Source organism: Shewanella sp. 10N.286.52.B9, from assembly GCF_002873635.1.
Lineage (GTDB): Bacteria > Pseudomonadota > Gammaproteobacteria > Enterobacterales > Shewanellaceae > Shewanella.
The window spans coordinates 1-16,499 of sequence record NZ_MCTY01000202.1; the positions used below are offsets into that span (position 1 = coordinate 1).

The following is a 16,499-nucleotide window of genomic DNA, read 5'->3' on the forward strand; positions in this document are numbered from 1 at the left end:
ATGTATTTATTAACAAATCTATTGGGGAAAAAAAGCATGCAAAGTATACCTTTTCACACCTTGTTTGCAACTTTGATATGAGGTTTATCAGTGATATAAGCTGATATTTAACGTTTAATATTCTAAAAGTTAAAAATACGCCTTGTTGCTAAGTTACCTTTGAAATGATTTTGTTGAGGAATTTAGTGAATTTTACTGAGAATACCATCTAATTCAGCAAGATCTTGGTAGTTTATTACAATCTTACCTTTGCCTTTACTGCCATGATTAATGGCAACTTTTGCGCCTAATCGTTCAATTAACTGTTGCTCTAAGCGGCTTACATCATGGTCTTGAGTTACTTTTTCAGGCTCTTTAGCCGGATTTAGCGCTTTATTGACTAATCGTTCAGTTTCACGAACTGTCATTTCTTTAGATGCGACCAATCTAGCTAAGCTAGTTTGCTCCTCACCTTCAATGGCAAGCAAGGCTCTGGCATGACCCATATCAATATCGCCATATTCCAGTAAACGTTTTACAGGCTCATTTAAACTGTTTAAGCGTAATAAATTAGACACACTTGCTCTCGACTTTCCGACGGCATCAGCCGTTTGTTGATGAGTCAGTTCAAACTCTTCGAGTAAACGTTGTAATGCAATGGCTTCTTCCATGGCATTTAAGTCTTCACGTTGAATGTTCTCAATCAAAGCGATGGCAACGGCAGCTTCATCAGCAACCTGTTTAACGATACAAGGTACTTTGTTTAATTGAGCAATTTGAGCGGCTCTCCAGCGGCGTTCACCGGCAATAATCTCATACTTGGTATCATCAACCTTACGCACAACAATCGGTTGAATAACCCCTTGTGAGCGAATCGACTCAGCCAGTTCATCAAGTGCTTCAGGTGACATATCTTTACGAGGTTGATATTTACCTGATTGCAGTAAGTCGAGATCAAGCATCAGTAAACCGTCTTCAGTAACCACTTGTGGCTCACTGATTTCAGCTTTAGGTTGTGTAAGTTCAGCTTTGCGACTCGCAGCACTACTGTTACTCAATAATGCATCTAAGCCTTTTCCTAAACCGCGTTTTTTTAACGTCATTTTATTCCCTTACACTTAATACTTACTTAGATTCTGTTTGTTGCTCAGCACGGCGAATGATTTCACCAGCCAGTGCTAAATAAGCTTTCGCCCCTGCACTGGATTTATCGTAATACATTGCTGGCGCCCCAAAACTTGGCGCTTCAGCTAAACGGATATTACGGGGGATCACGGTGCGATACACTTTTTCACCAAAATGTTGTTTTAATTGATCAGACACGTCATTGGATAAACGATTTCGCGGATCGTACATGGTGCGTAAAATCCCTTCGATGCTAAGGCTAGGATTAACCATAGCCCCCAGTTTAGTGATGGTATCAATTAAGGCGGTCAAGCCTTCCAATGCATAATACTCACATTGCATTGGTACCAGTACCGAGTCAGCAGCTGACATAGCATTGACGGTCAACATATTTAATGAAGGCGGGCAATCAATAAAAATGTAATCGTAATCATCTTTAACAGCTGCAATGGCATTTTTTAAACGAATTTCTCGGGCAAAAAACTCCATTAATTTAATTTCGGCAGCAGTAACATCACCATTGGCTGCGATCAGATCGTATTTACCTGAGGTATTTTTGATCACTATGTCATCGAAGGGCTTTTCTTCGACTAATAATTCATAAGCGGTGTTTTCAACGTCGTATTTATCGACGCCACTGCCCATAGTGGCATTACCTTGTGGATCAAGATCAATTAACAACACTTTGCGCTTTGTGGCTGCAAGTGATGCTGCTAAATTTACACAAGTTGTTGTTTTTCCTACGCCACCTTTTTGATTGGCAACGGCAATTACTTTACCCACAAGTTCACCCTAATGACTGATTTACGATGTCCGATAATATAAATTATTAGCTATGGTTATTTTTTATTAACCAGCTTTAATAGATGTCTTTGTTCATCTAACTTTGGCACATTAAGCACTATCGTTTCTGCTATTTCAAAACCCTGAGGAATTGTCGCTAACTCCGTATCACTAAGCTGACCTTTTAGGGCGTAAAAAATACCATCTGCAGCAGGAAGGTGATGGCACCAGCTGAGCATATCTTCGATTGATGCAAAAGCGCGACTGATGACGCCATCAAATTTTTGCTCAGGCTCATACGCTTCTACACGACTTTCAATTGAAGTGATGTTATTTATTTTTAATTCAAATTGAACCTGTTTTTGAAAACGGATCCGTTTGCCTAAACTATCGAGTAATACAAACTCTTTATCCGGATTTAAAATGGCTAATGGGATCCCTGGTAAACCAGGTCCAGTTCCGACATCAATAAAGCGTTGCCCCTTAAGATAAGGAGAAACCACCAAACTGTCCATCACATGTCGGATTAACATCTGTTCAGGATCTCTAACCGAGGTCAAGTTATAGGCTTTATTCCACTTATTCAGCATGGCAACAAAATCAACCAGTTGTTTTTGCTGTGTATCTGTGGCTGAAATATTTGTTTCAGCTAAATAGGTTTTAAGTTGAGTTGCTAGCACGCTGGGTGACCTCGAAAAGCAATGGGAATAATAAAATCATCGGGTATTATGAATGGCGAAAATGACTAAGGGAAGCCTCAAAGCTTCCCTTATTGGTCAAAAGACAACTTTTTGCTGGGATTTATGCGCTTTTACGCAATAAACCACGCTTTTTAAGATGAACCAGCAAGATTGAGATCGCTGCCGGCGTCATTCCTGAAATTCTTGATGCTTGACCAATGGTTTCAGGTTTATGCTCATTCATCTTAGCGATCACTTCATTTGAAAGGCCTGGAACTTCTTGATAATCAAGATCAAGCGGCAAGATTGTGGTTTCATTACGAATCGCTTTATCAATTTCACCTTGCTGTCTTTGAATATAACCAGAGTACTTCACTTGAATTTGAACTTGCTCTGCAGCACGTGGATCTTCAATCCCCGGTCCAAAACCTTCTAAACTCATTAATTTCTTATAATCCATTTCTGGACGACGAAGTAGATCTTCAAATGATGCTTCACGAGAAATTGGGGTATTAAGCTCTGGGTTTAATACATCAAGCAAAGGTGAATTATTATGAACCCAATTACTGCGTAAACGTTGCAACTCAGTTTCAATCGATTCCATTTTTTCACTGAATAATGCCCAGCGATGATCATCAACTAAACCTAATTCACGACCTTTTTCTGTCAAGCGCAAATCAGCATTGTCTTCACGTAGTAGCAAACGATATTCAGCACGACTGGTGAACATACGGTATGGCTCTTTGGTACCTAAGGTTGATAAGTCATCAACTAACACCCCTAGGTAAGCTTGATCACGGCGTGGGCACCAAGCCTCTTTGCCTTGAACTTGCAATGACGCATTCATACCAGCTAGCAATCCTTGAGCACCGGCTTCTTCATAACCGGTAGTACCGTTAATTTGTCCAGCAAAGAACAAACCATTGATATTTTTAGTTTCAAGTGAATTTTTTAAATCTCTTGGATCAAAATAATCATATTCAATAGCGTAACCAGGACGAATGATTTCAGCATTTTCCATGCCTTGAATCGATCGCACCAAATTCAATTGCACATCAAATGGCAAACTGGTTGAGATCCCATTTGGATAGATCTCATTGGTGGTTAAGCCTTCAGGCTCAATAAAGATCTGATGCGATGATTTATCTGCAAAGCGATTTATTTTATCTTCGATCGATGGACAATAACGTGGTCCAATACCTTCGATCACCCCTGAATACATTGGGCTACGATCCATACCTCCACGAATAATATCGTGAGTTTTTTCATTGGTATGAGTGATATAACAAGATACTTGCTCAGGGTGTTGACTAACATCACCAATAAACGACATAACTGGCAAAGGTGAATCACCTTTTTGCTCAGCCATCTTGGAAAAATCAATGCTATTAGCGTCAATTCTTGGTGGGGTACCGGTTTTTAAGCGGCCAACACGAATTGGCAATTCTTTTAGTCGATTTGCTAAGGCAATCGCTGGCGGATCACCTGCTCGGCCACCACTGTAATTTTCTAAACCAATATGGATTTTACCACTAAGGAATGTGCCTGTAGTTAACACTACGCTTGGCGCTTCAAAAGCGAGTCCCATCTGAGTGACTACACCAATTACTGTATTATTTTCAACAACTAAGTCATCTACTGCTTGTTGGAAAATGCGTAAATTAGGCTGGTGTTGTAAAATCTGTTGGATTTTTTGACGGTAAAGCGCTCTGTCAGCTTGAGCTCGAGTCGCTCTGACTGCTGGGCCCTTACTGGAATTTAATGTTCGAAATTGGATACCTGCAAAATCTGTTGCAGTAGCCATTGCACCACCAAGAGCATCAATTTCTTTAACTAAATGACCTTTTCCAATACCACCGATGGCAGGGTTACAAGACATTTGACCTAAAGTATCAATGTTATGTGTTAACAATAATGTTTTTGACCCCATTCTTGCCGCTGCTAGGGCTGCTTCAGTTCCGGCATGACCACCACCAACAACAATTACATCAAACCGTTCATGAAAATGCATTTTGTGACCTTGGATAAAAGTAAATTCGATATTGCAAAATTTAACTAGATTTCAAATCTAGGGCTTGCTTGAGCCGAGTATTTTAGCACTTGGTTTGCTTTTCGGGAATGATCAATTTTCTAGTTTCGATCTAACGGGCTTCGCTTAATAGATCTTAAGATCTTTAAATAGATCTTTTTATTACTATTACTATTAGGATCGCACTTTTCTGTGGGTAACTCATTTATTTGTTTATTTTCATAGGTTAACGACAAAACGATCCTGTGATCAATGATGGATCAAACTCAATATAACTTGGGGATAGATCGGCTAGTTATCCACAGGGGTGATCTTCGAGTAGATCACCTTAAGATCTGTACAGCGTTATGATCGGTAAAAATAATAGCTTATCCACAAAGTTATGATCGTATTTTGCTTTTTGTGGATAAGATGGGTTGTTATTGTGGGTATAAATAAAGATGTTAACCAAGCTCTCTGGCTTTTTGGGGATCTAAATGGAGGATTGCCACTCTGAAAGCCAAGCTAGTGCCGGATCTTCTGGGACAGGATCCTTTTGAACATCAATTTGGATCTTATTCACAAACTGTTTTGCACCGAGCTGATCGAGTCTTGAAATTATTTTTTCAGGCCCAAGACAAAAAGTGTCGTAACTTGAGTCGCCAATTGCGCACAAAGCAAATTTTAACTCGCTTAGATCGCTATTTGAGGTCAATAATTGCTGATAAAAGGGTGCTAAATTGTCTGGAAGATCGCCTGCGCCATGAGTTGAACTGACAATGATCCACAGTGATTTAGGGTCAAGATCATCCAAGTTTGCGGCTAAATGAATGCAGGTTTGGTGGCCTATTTCGTTAAGCTGAGCCGCCATATCGTCGGCCACATATTCGGTTCCGCCTTGAGTTGAGCCCACTAAAATATCTATTTTTGCCATGTTTTATCCTAGATGATTACTGTTAAACACTACTTATAGGGTTAGTTTACGCCTATTTAGCATTGCACAAAGTGGTTTTTATCCGTATTTTCAATAATTACAATTAACAAAAAATTAACTTTTATTATGTCTCTGGTTTCAATTACGGCTCAAATGGCTGATTTAGCATGGGGGCCTCACATGCTGGTTTTACTGGTAGGTGGTGGGCTTTTCTTCCTGATTTATTCACGTTTTATTCCTTTTCGCTACATTGGCCACGCTATAAATATTGTCCGTGGTAAATATCCTGATAAAGGCGCTGTGGGGCATATTAGCCACGCAGGGGCGTTATCCAGTGCCATGGCCGGCACCGTTGGTATGGGTAATATTGGTAGTGTTGCAGTGGCTATTATGGTGGGTGGACCGGGGGCCATCTTTTGGATGTGGATTAGCGCTATTGTGGGAATGGCGACTAAATTTTTCACCTGTACCTTAGCTATTATGTATCGCGGCAAGGATGAAAATGGTGATGTGCAGGGGGGGCCCATGTACATAATCACTCAAGGTTTAAGCAAAAAATGGCACTTTTTAGCGGTATTTTTTTGTGTTGTTGGCCTTGTTGGTAATTTTCCGTTGTTTAATGCCAATCAATTAGTACAGATTATTCGTGAGTGGTTAATTGTTAAACCTGGCTATTTTCCCAGTGATCAATCCACCTTTTGGGTGGATTTAAGCTTAGGGATTGTGGTTATGCTGATCGTTGCCAGCGTGATATTAGGCGGGATTAAACGCATTGCTTCGGTGGCCACTAAAGTCGTGCCGTTAATGATCGTCATTTATATGGGCTGCGCTTTTTATGTTATTGCTGCCAATATTGCTGATATACCGAATTATTTTAAGCTTATTATCACTGAAGCATTTTCACTTAATTCGGTTGGTGGTGGCATATTGGGCACCATGTTGATCGGTATCCGCCGAGCGGCTTTTTCAAATGAAGCGGGTATTGGCACTGAAGTAATGGCGCATGGTAGTGCCAAAACCAACGAACCAGTAAAAGAAGGCTTAGTGGCCATGCTGGGTCCTGCTATTGATACCTTATTAGTGTGCACTGCCACGGCAATGATCATTTTAATTTCGGGGGTGTGGCAAGGAACTGAAGCTGAGGGGGTTAATTTATCGGCTCAAGCCTTTGAAGTTACTATGCCGGGCGTGGGTCCGTATTTGCTGATCCTTTGCGTGGTATTTTTCAGTATCAGCACCATTTTTACTCAAGCATTTTATGGTGGTCAGTGCTTTGCATTTTTATTTGGTCGCAAAAGATTACGCCTATATCAATTATTTTTCTTGCTGGCGATACTGTTTGCTGCAACAGCAACCATTCAAGAAATCGTTAATATTATTGATGCTGCCTATGCTTTAATGGCGATTCCAACCATGACCTCAGCTATTTTATTAGCCCCTAAAGTTCGAGATGCTTCTAAGAAGTACTTCGCTAAATTGGCGGCTTAAAATTAACTAACAAGTTGAATTAAAAAAATAGATAACAAAAATGGAGTGACTACTGAGAATATAGTCACTCCAATTTTATGTTCGGTCATAATACAAGGTGGCTTATGACCGAATTCAGGTTTTATTACTTTATTAAGTGCTTTGCGTGAAAACGTAAATGATCTTCAATAAAGCTACTGATAAAGAAGTAACTATGATCATAGCCTTCCTGCATGCGTAAGGTTAGCGGGTATTGCTGAGCTTTAGCGGCTTCAATTAAGCTTTCAGGTTTTAGTTGTTCAACTAGAAAATTATCTTCAGTGCCTTGATCCACCAGCATAGGTACCTTAACCATCGAGTTTTTCATTAACTCGCTGCTGTCGTATTCAGCCCAGCTTGTTTGATCTGATCCTAAATAACCGTTAAAAGCCTTTTGCCCCCAAGGGCAATTTATCGGATTACAGATCGGACTAAATGCCGAAATAGATTGATATTGCTGCGGATTTTTAAGCCCGATGGTAATGGCGCCATGACCGCCCATAGAGTGGCCACTGATACTGCGCATGCTTGTCACTGGAAAATGCTGCTCAATAAAGGCTGGCAATTCTTTTACCACATAGTCATACATTTGATAGTGGGTATTAAAGGGCGCTTGGGTGGCATTAAGATAAAATCCGGCGCCTAAACCAAAATCATAAGCGCCATTGGCATCATCTGCGACATTATCTCCGCGCGGGCTGGTATCTGGAGCCACAATAGCGATGCCAAGCTCTGCTGCAACTCGTTGAATGCCTGATTTTTGCATTACGTTTTCGTCGGTGCAGGTTAAGCCTGACAACCAATATAGCACCGGCACTTTTTGCGATGCTGCTTGTGGCGGCAGATAAATGGCAAAGCGCATGTGGCAGTTTAACGTATCAGAGTGATGGCTATATTGTTTTAACCAGCCGCCGAACATTTTATTACTACTGATGTTTTCTAAAGTCATTTGATTGGTCACTTTTTATAAAAATGCCCTTAGCGTAAGGTTAAGGGCATGATATTTATCGAATACGGCAATAAGATTTACTTATCGAAGTGAATGACACTGCGGATACTTTCACCGCTGTGCATCAGATCAAAAGCATCATTAATCCCTTCAAGCCCCATAGTGTGAGTAATGAAATGGTCTAGTTTGAATTCGCCGTTGAGATATTGCTCAACAATACCCGGTAATTGACTGCGCCCTTTAACGCCACCAAATGCACTTCCTTTCCATACTCGACCAGTCACTAGTTGAAATGGTCGAGTAGATATTTCTTGGCCTGCGCCAGCAACACCAATAATCACCGATTCGCCCCAACCTTTATGACAACACTCTAACGCGCTGCGCATAACGTTGACGTTACCGATACATTCAAATGAGAAATCTACGCCGCCATCGGTCATTTCCACAATGACATCCTGAATCGGTTTGTCATAATTTTTTGGATTAATGCAATCAGTCGCACCCAGTTTGGTGGCGAGTTCAAATTTAGATTCATTTAAATCAATGCCGATAATGCGTGATGCTCCGGCCATGGTTGCGCCAATAATGGCTGATAAACCAATGCCGCCTAGACCGAAAATGGCCACAGTATCGCCTTTTTGGACTTTAGCTGTGTTCAATACCGCGCCCATACCGGTTGTTACACCACAACCGAGTAAACACACTTCTTCAAGTGGTGCGTCTTTATTGACTTTCGCTAATGAAATTTCTGGTAATACAGTATATTCAGAGAAGGTTGAACACCCCATGTAATGGAAAATAGGCTGGCCATCTTTATAAAAACGGGTAGTGCCATCAGGCATTAAGCCTTTGCCTTGGGTTTCACGAACTGCACTACATAGGTTGGTTTTACCTGAAGTGCAGAATTTACATGTACCGCATTCTGCGGTGTATAACGGAATAACATGGTCGCCGACTTTGACACTGGTAACACCTTCACCAACCATCTCTACAATTCCGCCACCTTCATGACCTAAAATAGCCGGGAAAACACCTTCTGGATCATCGCCAGATAAGGTAAATGCATCGGTGTGGCAAACACCAGAAGCGATGATTTTCACCATGACTTCACCTGCTTTTGGATACATCACGTCGACTTCTTCAACCGATAATGGCTGTCCTGGTCCCCATGCAATAGCGGCCTTAGATTTCATAAATTGTGCTGACATTGTGTTTGTCCTTTTAACGTTAACCATAAAAGTGGATCTACTTAGTGTAGATGAGGCTCAGTAGATGATGGATCTATTGTATTTATTTTCTGTCAGTTGATAATGGGCTATAAATACAATTTACTTTTACGAGGTGGTAATAATGTTGCCATGGGAAGGGGTTTACGAATTTGTCGCGGTGGCTGAAACGGATAGCTTTACGGCAGCAGGTAAACGTTTAGCTATTTCGACCGCGCAAGTGAGCCGCCAAATTAGCCAAATTGAAAATAGGTTAAGCACAAAATTGTTTTATCGCACCACCCGTAAAGTATCGTTAACTGAAGAAGGCCATATATTTTATCGCCATTGCCGCCAAGTTATCGATGGACTTGAAGAAGCTGAGCGGGCTATAAGTAGTTTGCAAAATAAACCCCAAGGGTTAATTAAGCTTACCGCACCAGTGACCTATGGTGAGTCATTTGTGATGCCGATTGTCACTGACTATATGCAGCAGCACCCTGATGTTGAAGTGATTTGTGAGTTAACTAATCGGCAGTTAGATTTAGTGGAAGGCGGCTATGATTTAGCGATTAGGTTAGGGCGTTTACCTGATTCGAGCATGATGGCAAAGCGCTTAACCAGCCGTGAGCAGTTTGTTTGCGCCGCCCCTGATTATATTAATCGTTTCGGCGCGCCTTATTCATTATCAGAATTAAGTCTGCATAATTGTTTAGTGGGCTCACAACCCCACTGGCATTTTAATGAAGGTGGCCAAGCAAGAAGTATTAAAGTGCAAGGGAATTTACAGTGCAGTAGTGGTATTAGCTTACTTAACGCCGCGATTAAAGGCTTGGGGATTGTGCAGCTACCGGGTTATTACGTGGCAGAGGCGATAGCTGCGGGCAAGCTTTCGGTTATTTTAGAATCTTATAAGCAGCAGCAAGAGGGGATTTGGGCTTTGTATCCTCACAATCGGCATTTGTCACCCAAAGTGAGGTTACTGGTGGATAAGCTCGCCGCTGAATTACCTTAACGAGCCGTATCATGGGTTATTTTAGTTGCTATAAGTTAGCCGTTATAAAGATTGTAAGTAACCATTAACTTGGGCTTTAGGGCGCTTTGAAATCTGGTTAATCAGCTCAAAAGTAATCGCTTTATGGGGCAGTTGCTGTTGCAGCAGCTGCAGTTGATGATTCCATAAATGTGCTGTCATGGTGGCATCGGCTAATGCGCGGTGAAACACGCCATCATTAGGCAGCTGATGATATTCAACTAAGGTGCCTAATTTATGGTTTGGCGCATCTTGGCTAATGCGGCGCGACAGTAATAATGAACAGGCAAATTGGCCAGAATATTGTTGCTGACAATGCTCAAACTCGGCATCTAAAAACTTCTTATCAAAGCTGGCGTTGTGGGCCACTAAGTTAAAGTCTTCAATAAAATCGGCAAAGCGAGTCATGACTGCTTCACAAGAATCTGCCTCTTTAAGCATGGCATTGGTGATGCCGGTGTAATTTTCAATAAAACTGTTTACCGATCTACCCGGATTCATTAATTCTTGAAAGCTATCGACGATCACGCCATCAATGAGTTTTACCGCACCAATTTCGATGGCGCGATCTGCATTATTAGGTGATAAGCCTGTGGTTTCGAAATCGAGCACGATAACCTTATTTGCCAATATCATGAGCGATCCTATTTACCAATACAGAATGAGCTAAAGATTTTACCCAGCAGATCATCTGAGGTGAACTTACCGGTAATTTCAGATAGCGCCATTTGGCACATACGTAATTCTTCTGCTAATAACTCGCCGGCTAAATACACTTCTAACTGCTCTTTACCCAGTTGTAAGTGACTGGCAGCTAAATCTAGGGCTTCTAAATGACGACGACGGGCAATAAAACCGCCTTCAAGGTTACTTTGATAACCCATTAATGATTTAAGGTGCTGTTTAAGCTCTTCAACCCCTAAGCCGGTTTTCGCTGAAATGCGATAAACGCTATAGCCGTGCTCATCAGTGGTCATTACTGGCTCACCGGTTAAGTCCGCTTTGTTACGAATAACTGTGACGCCGAGTTTTTTCGGTAAACGGTCAATAAAGTCAGGCCAAATATCGTGAGGATTTACATCGGTGGTAGTGGTGCCATCAACCATAAATAACACTCTATCGGCGGTTGCTATCTCATCCCACGCACGCTCAATACCAATTTTTTCAACGGTATCAGCGGTGTCACGTAAACCGGCGGTATCTATAATATGCAGTGGCATGCCATCAAGGTGAATATGCTCGCGCAGTACATCACGGGTAGTCCCTGCAATTTCAGTGACAATGGCAGACTCTTTACCTGCTAGGGCATTTAATAGGCTTGATTTACCGGCATTAGGACGACCAGCAATTACCACTTTCATGCCTTCACGAATAATTGAGCCTTGCTTGGCACTGGCTTGGACTAAGTCTAATTTGGCGATGATGTTATACAGTGAGTTAGCGATTTTACCGTCAGATAAAAAGTCGACTTCTTCATCAGGGAAATCAATGGCTGCTTCGACGTATAAGCGCAAATTAGTCACTTGCTCGACTAACTGATGTACTTCATCAGAAAACTCGCCCTGAAGTGAGTTTAACGCGCTCTTAGCCGCTTGTTCACTGGTGGCATCAATTAAATCGGCAATGGCTTCTGCTTGGGTTAAATCCAGCTTGTCGTTCATAAAGGCTTGCTCGCTAAATTCACCGGGCTTAGCGATACGAATGCCATCTACTTCCATCACGCGTTTGATCAGCATATCAAGCACAATTTGGCCGCCATGGCCTTGAAGCTCTAATACATCTTCACCGGTAAAGGAGTTTGGTCCTTTAAAAAACAGTGCGATTCCCTGATCAATGACCTCGCCTGACGCGTTTTTAAAATCACAGTAATCGGCATAACGGGTTTTAGGTAAATGGCCTAATACGCTATGTGCGACTTCCGTGGCTTTATCGCCTGAAATACGAATGATACCTACGCCGCCACGACCTGGTGCGGTTGCTTGTGCCACGATAGTGTCTGTCATTGAGGAAAACCTTGTTGAAATAGTAAAGGAAAAGGCGGCTTAATAGCCGCCTTTGTTGATTATATCAGTTTGAGCTATGACTTATTTTAAGCCTTTTTTCTCTAAACCTGCATAAATAATCTTTTGCTGGGTAATAGCGACTAAGTTACCTACTAACCAGTATAGAACTAGACCGGCTGGGAACCATAGGAAGAACACAGTAAAGATAACTGGCATCCACTGCATCATTTTCACTTGCATAGGATCCATAGTCGGTGCCATTGGTTGCATTTTTTGCATTAACCACATAGACACACCCATTAATAATGGTAATACATAGTAAGGATCTTGAACCGACAAATCGGTAATCCAAAGCATGAATGGCGCATGGCGTAATTCATAGCTTTCTAGTAATACCCAATACAAGGCGATGAAAATTGGCATTTGCAGCAAGATAGGAAGACAGCCACCCATAGGGTTAACTTTCTCTTTCTTATACAGCTCCATCATGGCTTGACCCATTTTCTGGCGGTCATCACCTAAGCGTTCTTTCATTTCTGTCAGTTTAGGCTGCAAGTTACGCATTTTAGCCATTGACGAGTATTGTGCTTTGGTTAGCGGGTATAAAAGACCACGCACGGTTAGGGTAATTAAAATAATCGCCACACCCCAGTTACCTACAAAGGATTGATAGAACATCAATAACCAGTGAATTGGGATAGCTAACCACCAAAGGAAACCATAATCTACAACAAGGTTTAATGTTTCAGAAATTTTAGATAAAGCTTCTTGGTTTTTAGGGCCAACATAGAATTGGGCACTAATGGTTTGCTGTGCACCTGGTGCAATATCATGTACCGCGCCGCGGAAACCAACATTGGCTTGGCCGCCAGCACTCATGCTGGTAAAAATAGTATTTGAATCAGCTGCAGGCGGCACCCAAGCTGATACAAAGTAGTGTTGTAGCATTGCTGCCCAACCACCTAGTGTCTGTTGGTTTAGGTTACTTTTTGCAATGTCATCAAAGTCATACTTTTCGTAACGAACATCGCTAGTCGAGTATGCTGCACCACGGTAAGTTGGCATCATCATGCTGCTTTCAGATGCTTGTACAGTTTGTTTTATTTGACCATACATTTGCATTTGCAGCGGTGCTGAAGTGGTGTTGTTTACATTGTAATCAACAGTCACATCAAATTGACCACGGGTGAAGGTAAATACTTTGGTATATGCTGCGCCATTAGCATCAACATAATTAAGCGGTACTGATAAAGAGTCTTGGCCATCGGCTAACACATAATTTTCAGATTCTGCTGAAAATTGAGCGCGACCATGGCGGCTGCTATCAATACCATCGCGGCCAATAAGACCACTTTGTGAGATGTAATTAAATGAACCATTTTGTTCAAGTATTACGAATGGGTCATCACTGTCTATTTCAACTTTATGATCAACTAATGCAGCATAAACAATATCACCGCCTACTGGGCTGATTTTAATGTCTAGTTGATCTGTTTTCACAGTAATTAAATTTTGTGTAGCAGGTAATTGAACAGGCATGCCTGCATCAGCCTCTGGTACATCGCTAACGTTTTGTGACGCAACATTAGTAGTCTGTGACGTTGTTTGGGCCGCTACTGGTTGCGGGGCTTTATCGTCTTGCCATGCTTGCCACATTAAAAAGCTGACAAAAAGCAGAGCGATAAGCATTAAATTACGTTGAGATTCCATAGCCTATTTGTTACACCTGTCGTTTTTAGGGGGGACGGGATCACTTCCGCCGGGATGTAAAGGATGACATTTTAGTATGCGTTTCGCCGCAAGCCAACAACCTTTCGCAGTTCCATGCGTTTTTATTGCATCAATTGCATAATAAGAGCATGTTGGATTGAATCTACAGCGGGGTCCCAGCATAGGGCTGATAAAGAGTTGGTAGCCACGAATAGCCTTTGTGGCTAACCATTGTAACGGCGACTGAGTTTGCGCCATAACTTCTCTATTAATTTATGTAGGTCTGCATTTTCCATATCAACCACGCCATTTCTTACCAAGACAACTATATCAAGGTCTGGAATATCATGCTGGTGTAAACGGAAATTAGTTCTTATCACTCGTTTAATGCGATTTCGGTCACTGGCATTTTTAACAAAACGTTTTGCGACAGTTAATCCAATACGAGGATGTTGCTCTGAATTTGGAATAGCAAGCAGAGTTATTTCAGCAGAAGATGCTTTGATGGGATTTGAAAATACAGATTTAAATTGCGCGGGAGTTAGCAAACGCAACTCCCGCGTAAAAGCATAGCTAGTCACTATGAATATCTACTGATTAAGCAGATAAACGAGCGCGACCTTTTGCACGACGACGTGCAATCACTTTACGGCCGCCTACAGTGGCCATACGTGCGCGGAAGCCGTGAGAACGCTTACGCTTCAGGTTGCTTGGTTGAAAAGTACGTTTACTCATTTTGGCAATCCGTATATTTAGTAGTTAATAAACCTTACATTCTTGAAATAAGACGCAAGGGCAAAAAAGAGGCCGAATTGTAATCACTTTAATCACTACCGTCAACTAGGAAAATGACTATATGAACAATTTTTACCAATTTAACTTTGATAAGTACCCTAAAAATCTACCACAGGATGTGGATAACTCTGTGTACCAACACAATATGTAGTGGATCTAAGATAGTTTTACTAGATCAAAGCCGCGCTATTATAGATCAATGTTGATCGGTTAATAAAGCAGGATCTATGAACAATTCATAATAAATAGATCGATTTTGATCTTCAAAGATCACAGATATCCACATACAATGATCAGCTTGGGGATAAAATTTTTTTTATCGATAGCGATCATTGAGATCTAACGATAGAATACCCCTCCTTCAACAAACGGTATTTAAGGATTTTTAGTGGCGGTTTCACTGTGGCAACAATGTATCGGCAGACTGCAAGACGAATTGTCTGCGCAGCAATTCAGTATGTGGATCCGTCCGCTGCAAGCTGAAATGGATGGTGATACCTTGGTACTTTATGCGCCGAATCGTTTTGTGCTCGATTGGGTTCGTGATAAGTATATCAATATCATTAATCAATTTTTCACTGAACAGTTAGGTGGCAATGCGCCTAAGCTGCGTTTTGATATTGGTAGTCGTCCGTCTGCAGCTAAACCTGCAGCACCAGTGATTGCTGAAATAAAGAAACCTCAAAATACCCATACTAAAGCGCGCGTTAGTACTTCGTTTAATACTCAAGCTGAACCGGTTGAGCATGCTAACCACCGCAGTAACATTAATCCGACTTACCAGTTTGATAATTTTGTTGAAGGTAAATCAAACCAACTGGGTAAAGCGGCTGCACTTCAAGTGGCTGAAAATCCAGGTGGCGCCTATAACCCACTATTTTTATATGGTGGTACTGGTTTAGGTAAAACCCATTTATTACACGCTGTTGGCAATGGGATCATCAAAAATAATCCCAATGCCAAAGTGGTTTACATGCATTCTGAGCGCTTTGTTCAGGACATGGTTAAAGCACTGCAAAATAACGCCATCGAAGATTTCAAACGTTACTACCGCAGTGTTGATGCATTATTTATTGATGACATTCAATTTTTTGCCAATAAAGATCGTTCTCAAGAAGAATTCTTCCATACCTTTAACGCATTACTTGAAGGTAACCATCAAGTCATTTTAACTTCGGATAAATATCCCAAGGAAATCGATGGTGTTGAAGATCGCTTAAAATCTCGCTTTGGTTGGGGCCTAACCGTTGCCATTGAACCGCCAGAACTTGAAACCCGTGTGGCGATCTTAATGCGTAAAGCACAAGAGAGCGGCATTAATCTGCCTGATGAAGTGGCATTTTTTATTGCTAAGCGTTTGCGCTCAAATGTGCGTGAATTAGAAGGCGCATTAAATCGCGTTATTGCTAATGCTAATTTTACCGGACGTCCAATTACCATTGATTTTGTCCGTGAAGCATTACGTGATTTACTGGCGTTACAAGAAAAGTTAGTCACCATTGATAATATTCAGAAAACCGTTGCTGAATATTACAAAATTAAAATGGCTGACATGTTATCTAAGCGCCGTTCGCGCAGTGTTGCCAGACCACGTCAAGTGGCAATGGCATTATCAAAAGAGTTAACTAACCAAAGCTTGCCTGAAATTGGTGACGCATTTGGTGGTCGTGATCATACTACTGTATTACATGCATGCAGAAAAATTGCTCAGTTACGTGAAGAAAGTCATGACATTAAAGAAGATTATGCTAACTTGATACGTACCTTATCTTCTTAATATCGGGAAATT

At 41.4% G+C, this 16,499-nt stretch carries 16 protein-coding genes; 3 read left to right on the forward strand and 13 right to left on the reverse strand.

What is annotated here, in order from left to right; translation table 11 throughout:
- Positions 1-182 precede the first annotated feature (182 nt).
- From BCU91_RS16095 to mioC, 5 genes are all read right to left on the reverse strand, one after another.
- Positions 183-1,082: a ParB/RepB/Spo0J family partition protein gene (locus BCU91_RS16095; RefSeq protein WP_102520266.1), complete on the reverse strand. Its 900-nt coding sequence runs from the start codon at positions 1,080-1,082 to the stop codon at positions 183-185.
- A gap of 22 nt (positions 1,083-1,104) precedes the next feature.
- Positions 1,105-1,887, reverse strand: a complete 783-nt coding sequence (locus BCU91_RS16100; protein ID WP_076541796.1) for a ParA family protein — start codon at positions 1,885-1,887, stop codon at positions 1,105-1,107.
- A gap of 56 nt (positions 1,888-1,943) precedes the next feature.
- Complete coding sequence (gene rsmG / locus BCU91_RS16105) at positions 1,944-2,567, reverse strand: 16S rRNA (guanine(527)-N(7))-methyltransferase RsmG (RefSeq protein ID WP_102436392.1); 624 nt, start codon at positions 2,565-2,567, stop codon at positions 1,944-1,946.
- A gap of 121 nt (positions 2,568-2,688) precedes the next feature.
- A complete protein-coding gene (mnmG, locus tag BCU91_RS16110) occupies positions 2,689-4,578 on the reverse strand; it encodes a tRNA uridine-5-carboxymethylaminomethyl(34) synthesis enzyme MnmG (protein WP_102436394.1) in 1,890 nt (629 codons plus the stop codon).
- Positions 4,579-5,068: 490 nt separating this feature from the next.
- Positions 5,069-5,509: an FMN-binding protein MioC gene (gene mioC, locus BCU91_RS16115; RefSeq protein WP_102436396.1), complete on the reverse strand. Its 441-nt coding sequence runs from the start codon at positions 5,507-5,509 to the stop codon at positions 5,069-5,071.
- Positions 5,510-5,689: 180 nt separating this feature from the next.
- On the opposite strand from mioC, the gene BCU91_RS16120 reads away from it, so the two are divergent.
- Positions 5,690-6,997, forward strand: coding sequence for an alanine/glycine:cation symporter family protein (locus BCU91_RS16120; RefSeq protein ID WP_241904102.1), 1,308 nt, complete (start codon positions 5,690-5,692; stop codon positions 6,995-6,997).
- A gap of 124 nt (positions 6,998-7,121) precedes the next feature.
- Here the strand turns inward: BCU91_RS16120 and fghA are convergent, their stop codons facing one another.
- Together fghA and BCU91_RS16130 are read right to left on the reverse strand one after the other, a co-directional pair.
- Positions 7,122-7,964 (reverse strand): S-formylglutathione hydrolase, encoded by an 843-nt coding sequence (gene fghA, locus BCU91_RS16125; RefSeq protein ID WP_102531910.1) that lies wholly within the window; start codon positions 7,962-7,964, stop codon positions 7,122-7,124.
- Between the two features lie 77 nt (positions 7,965-8,041).
- On the reverse strand, positions 8,042-9,172 hold the full coding sequence (locus BCU91_RS16130) for an S-(hydroxymethyl)glutathione dehydrogenase/class III alcohol dehydrogenase (RefSeq protein WP_102520270.1): 1,131 nt from the start codon (positions 9,170-9,172) through the stop codon (positions 8,042-8,044).
- Between the two features lie 142 nt (positions 9,173-9,314).
- Between BCU91_RS16130 and BCU91_RS16135 the strand changes: the two genes are divergently transcribed.
- Positions 9,315-10,184, forward strand: a complete 870-nt coding sequence (locus BCU91_RS16135; RefSeq protein WP_102520271.1) for a LysR substrate-binding domain-containing protein — start codon at positions 9,315-9,317, stop codon at positions 10,182-10,184.
- A gap of 42 nt (positions 10,185-10,226) precedes the next feature.
- Here BCU91_RS16135 and BCU91_RS16140 read toward each other — a convergent pair whose 3' ends face one another.
- From BCU91_RS16140 to rpmH, 6 genes are all read right to left on the reverse strand, one after another.
- Positions 10,227-10,838 (reverse strand): 3'-5' exonuclease, encoded by a 612-nt coding sequence (locus tag BCU91_RS16140; RefSeq protein ID WP_102436406.1) that lies wholly within the window; start codon positions 10,836-10,838, stop codon positions 10,227-10,229.
- A gap of 8 nt (positions 10,839-10,846) precedes the next feature.
- Positions 10,847-12,205 (reverse strand): tRNA uridine-5-carboxymethylaminomethyl(34) synthesis GTPase MnmE, encoded by a 1,359-nt coding sequence (gene mnmE, locus BCU91_RS16145; RefSeq protein ID WP_102531911.1) that lies wholly within the window; start codon positions 12,203-12,205, stop codon positions 10,847-10,849.
- 81 nt (positions 12,206-12,286) lie between these two features.
- Positions 12,287-13,915 carry a membrane protein insertase YidC gene (yidC, locus tag BCU91_RS16150; protein ID WP_102436410.1) on the reverse strand — a complete coding sequence of 543 codons (1,629 nt, stop codon included), beginning with the start codon at positions 13,913-13,915 and terminating at the stop codon, positions 12,287-12,289.
- Between the two features lie 3 nt (positions 13,916-13,918).
- Positions 13,919-14,173, reverse strand: a complete 255-nt coding sequence (gene yidD / locus BCU91_RS16155) for a membrane protein insertion efficiency factor YidD (protein ID WP_076541774.1) — start codon at positions 14,171-14,173, stop codon at positions 13,919-13,921.
- Positions 14,140-14,496 carry a ribonuclease P protein component gene (gene rnpA, locus BCU91_RS16160; RefSeq protein WP_076541772.1) on the reverse strand — a complete coding sequence of 119 codons (357 nt, stop codon included), beginning with the start codon at positions 14,494-14,496 and terminating at the stop codon, positions 14,140-14,142. The genes yidD and rnpA overlap by 34 nt, the downstream gene beginning before the upstream one ends.
- A 16-nt stretch (positions 14,497-14,512) precedes the next feature.
- Positions 14,513-14,650, reverse strand: coding sequence for a 50S ribosomal protein L34 (rpmH, locus tag BCU91_RS16165; protein WP_011867659.1), 138 nt, complete (start codon positions 14,648-14,650; stop codon positions 14,513-14,515).
- A 448-nt stretch (positions 14,651-15,098) separates the two neighbouring features.
- Here rpmH and dnaA point away from each other — a divergent pair, with 448 nt between their 5' ends.
- The gene (dnaA, locus tag BCU91_RS16170; protein ID WP_076541770.1) at positions 15,099-16,487 is read left to right on the forward strand and encodes a chromosomal replication initiator protein DnaA; all 1,389 of its coding nucleotides are present in this window, start codon (positions 15,099-15,101) and stop codon (positions 16,485-16,487) included.
- Positions 16,488-16,499: the final 12 nt, after the last annotated feature.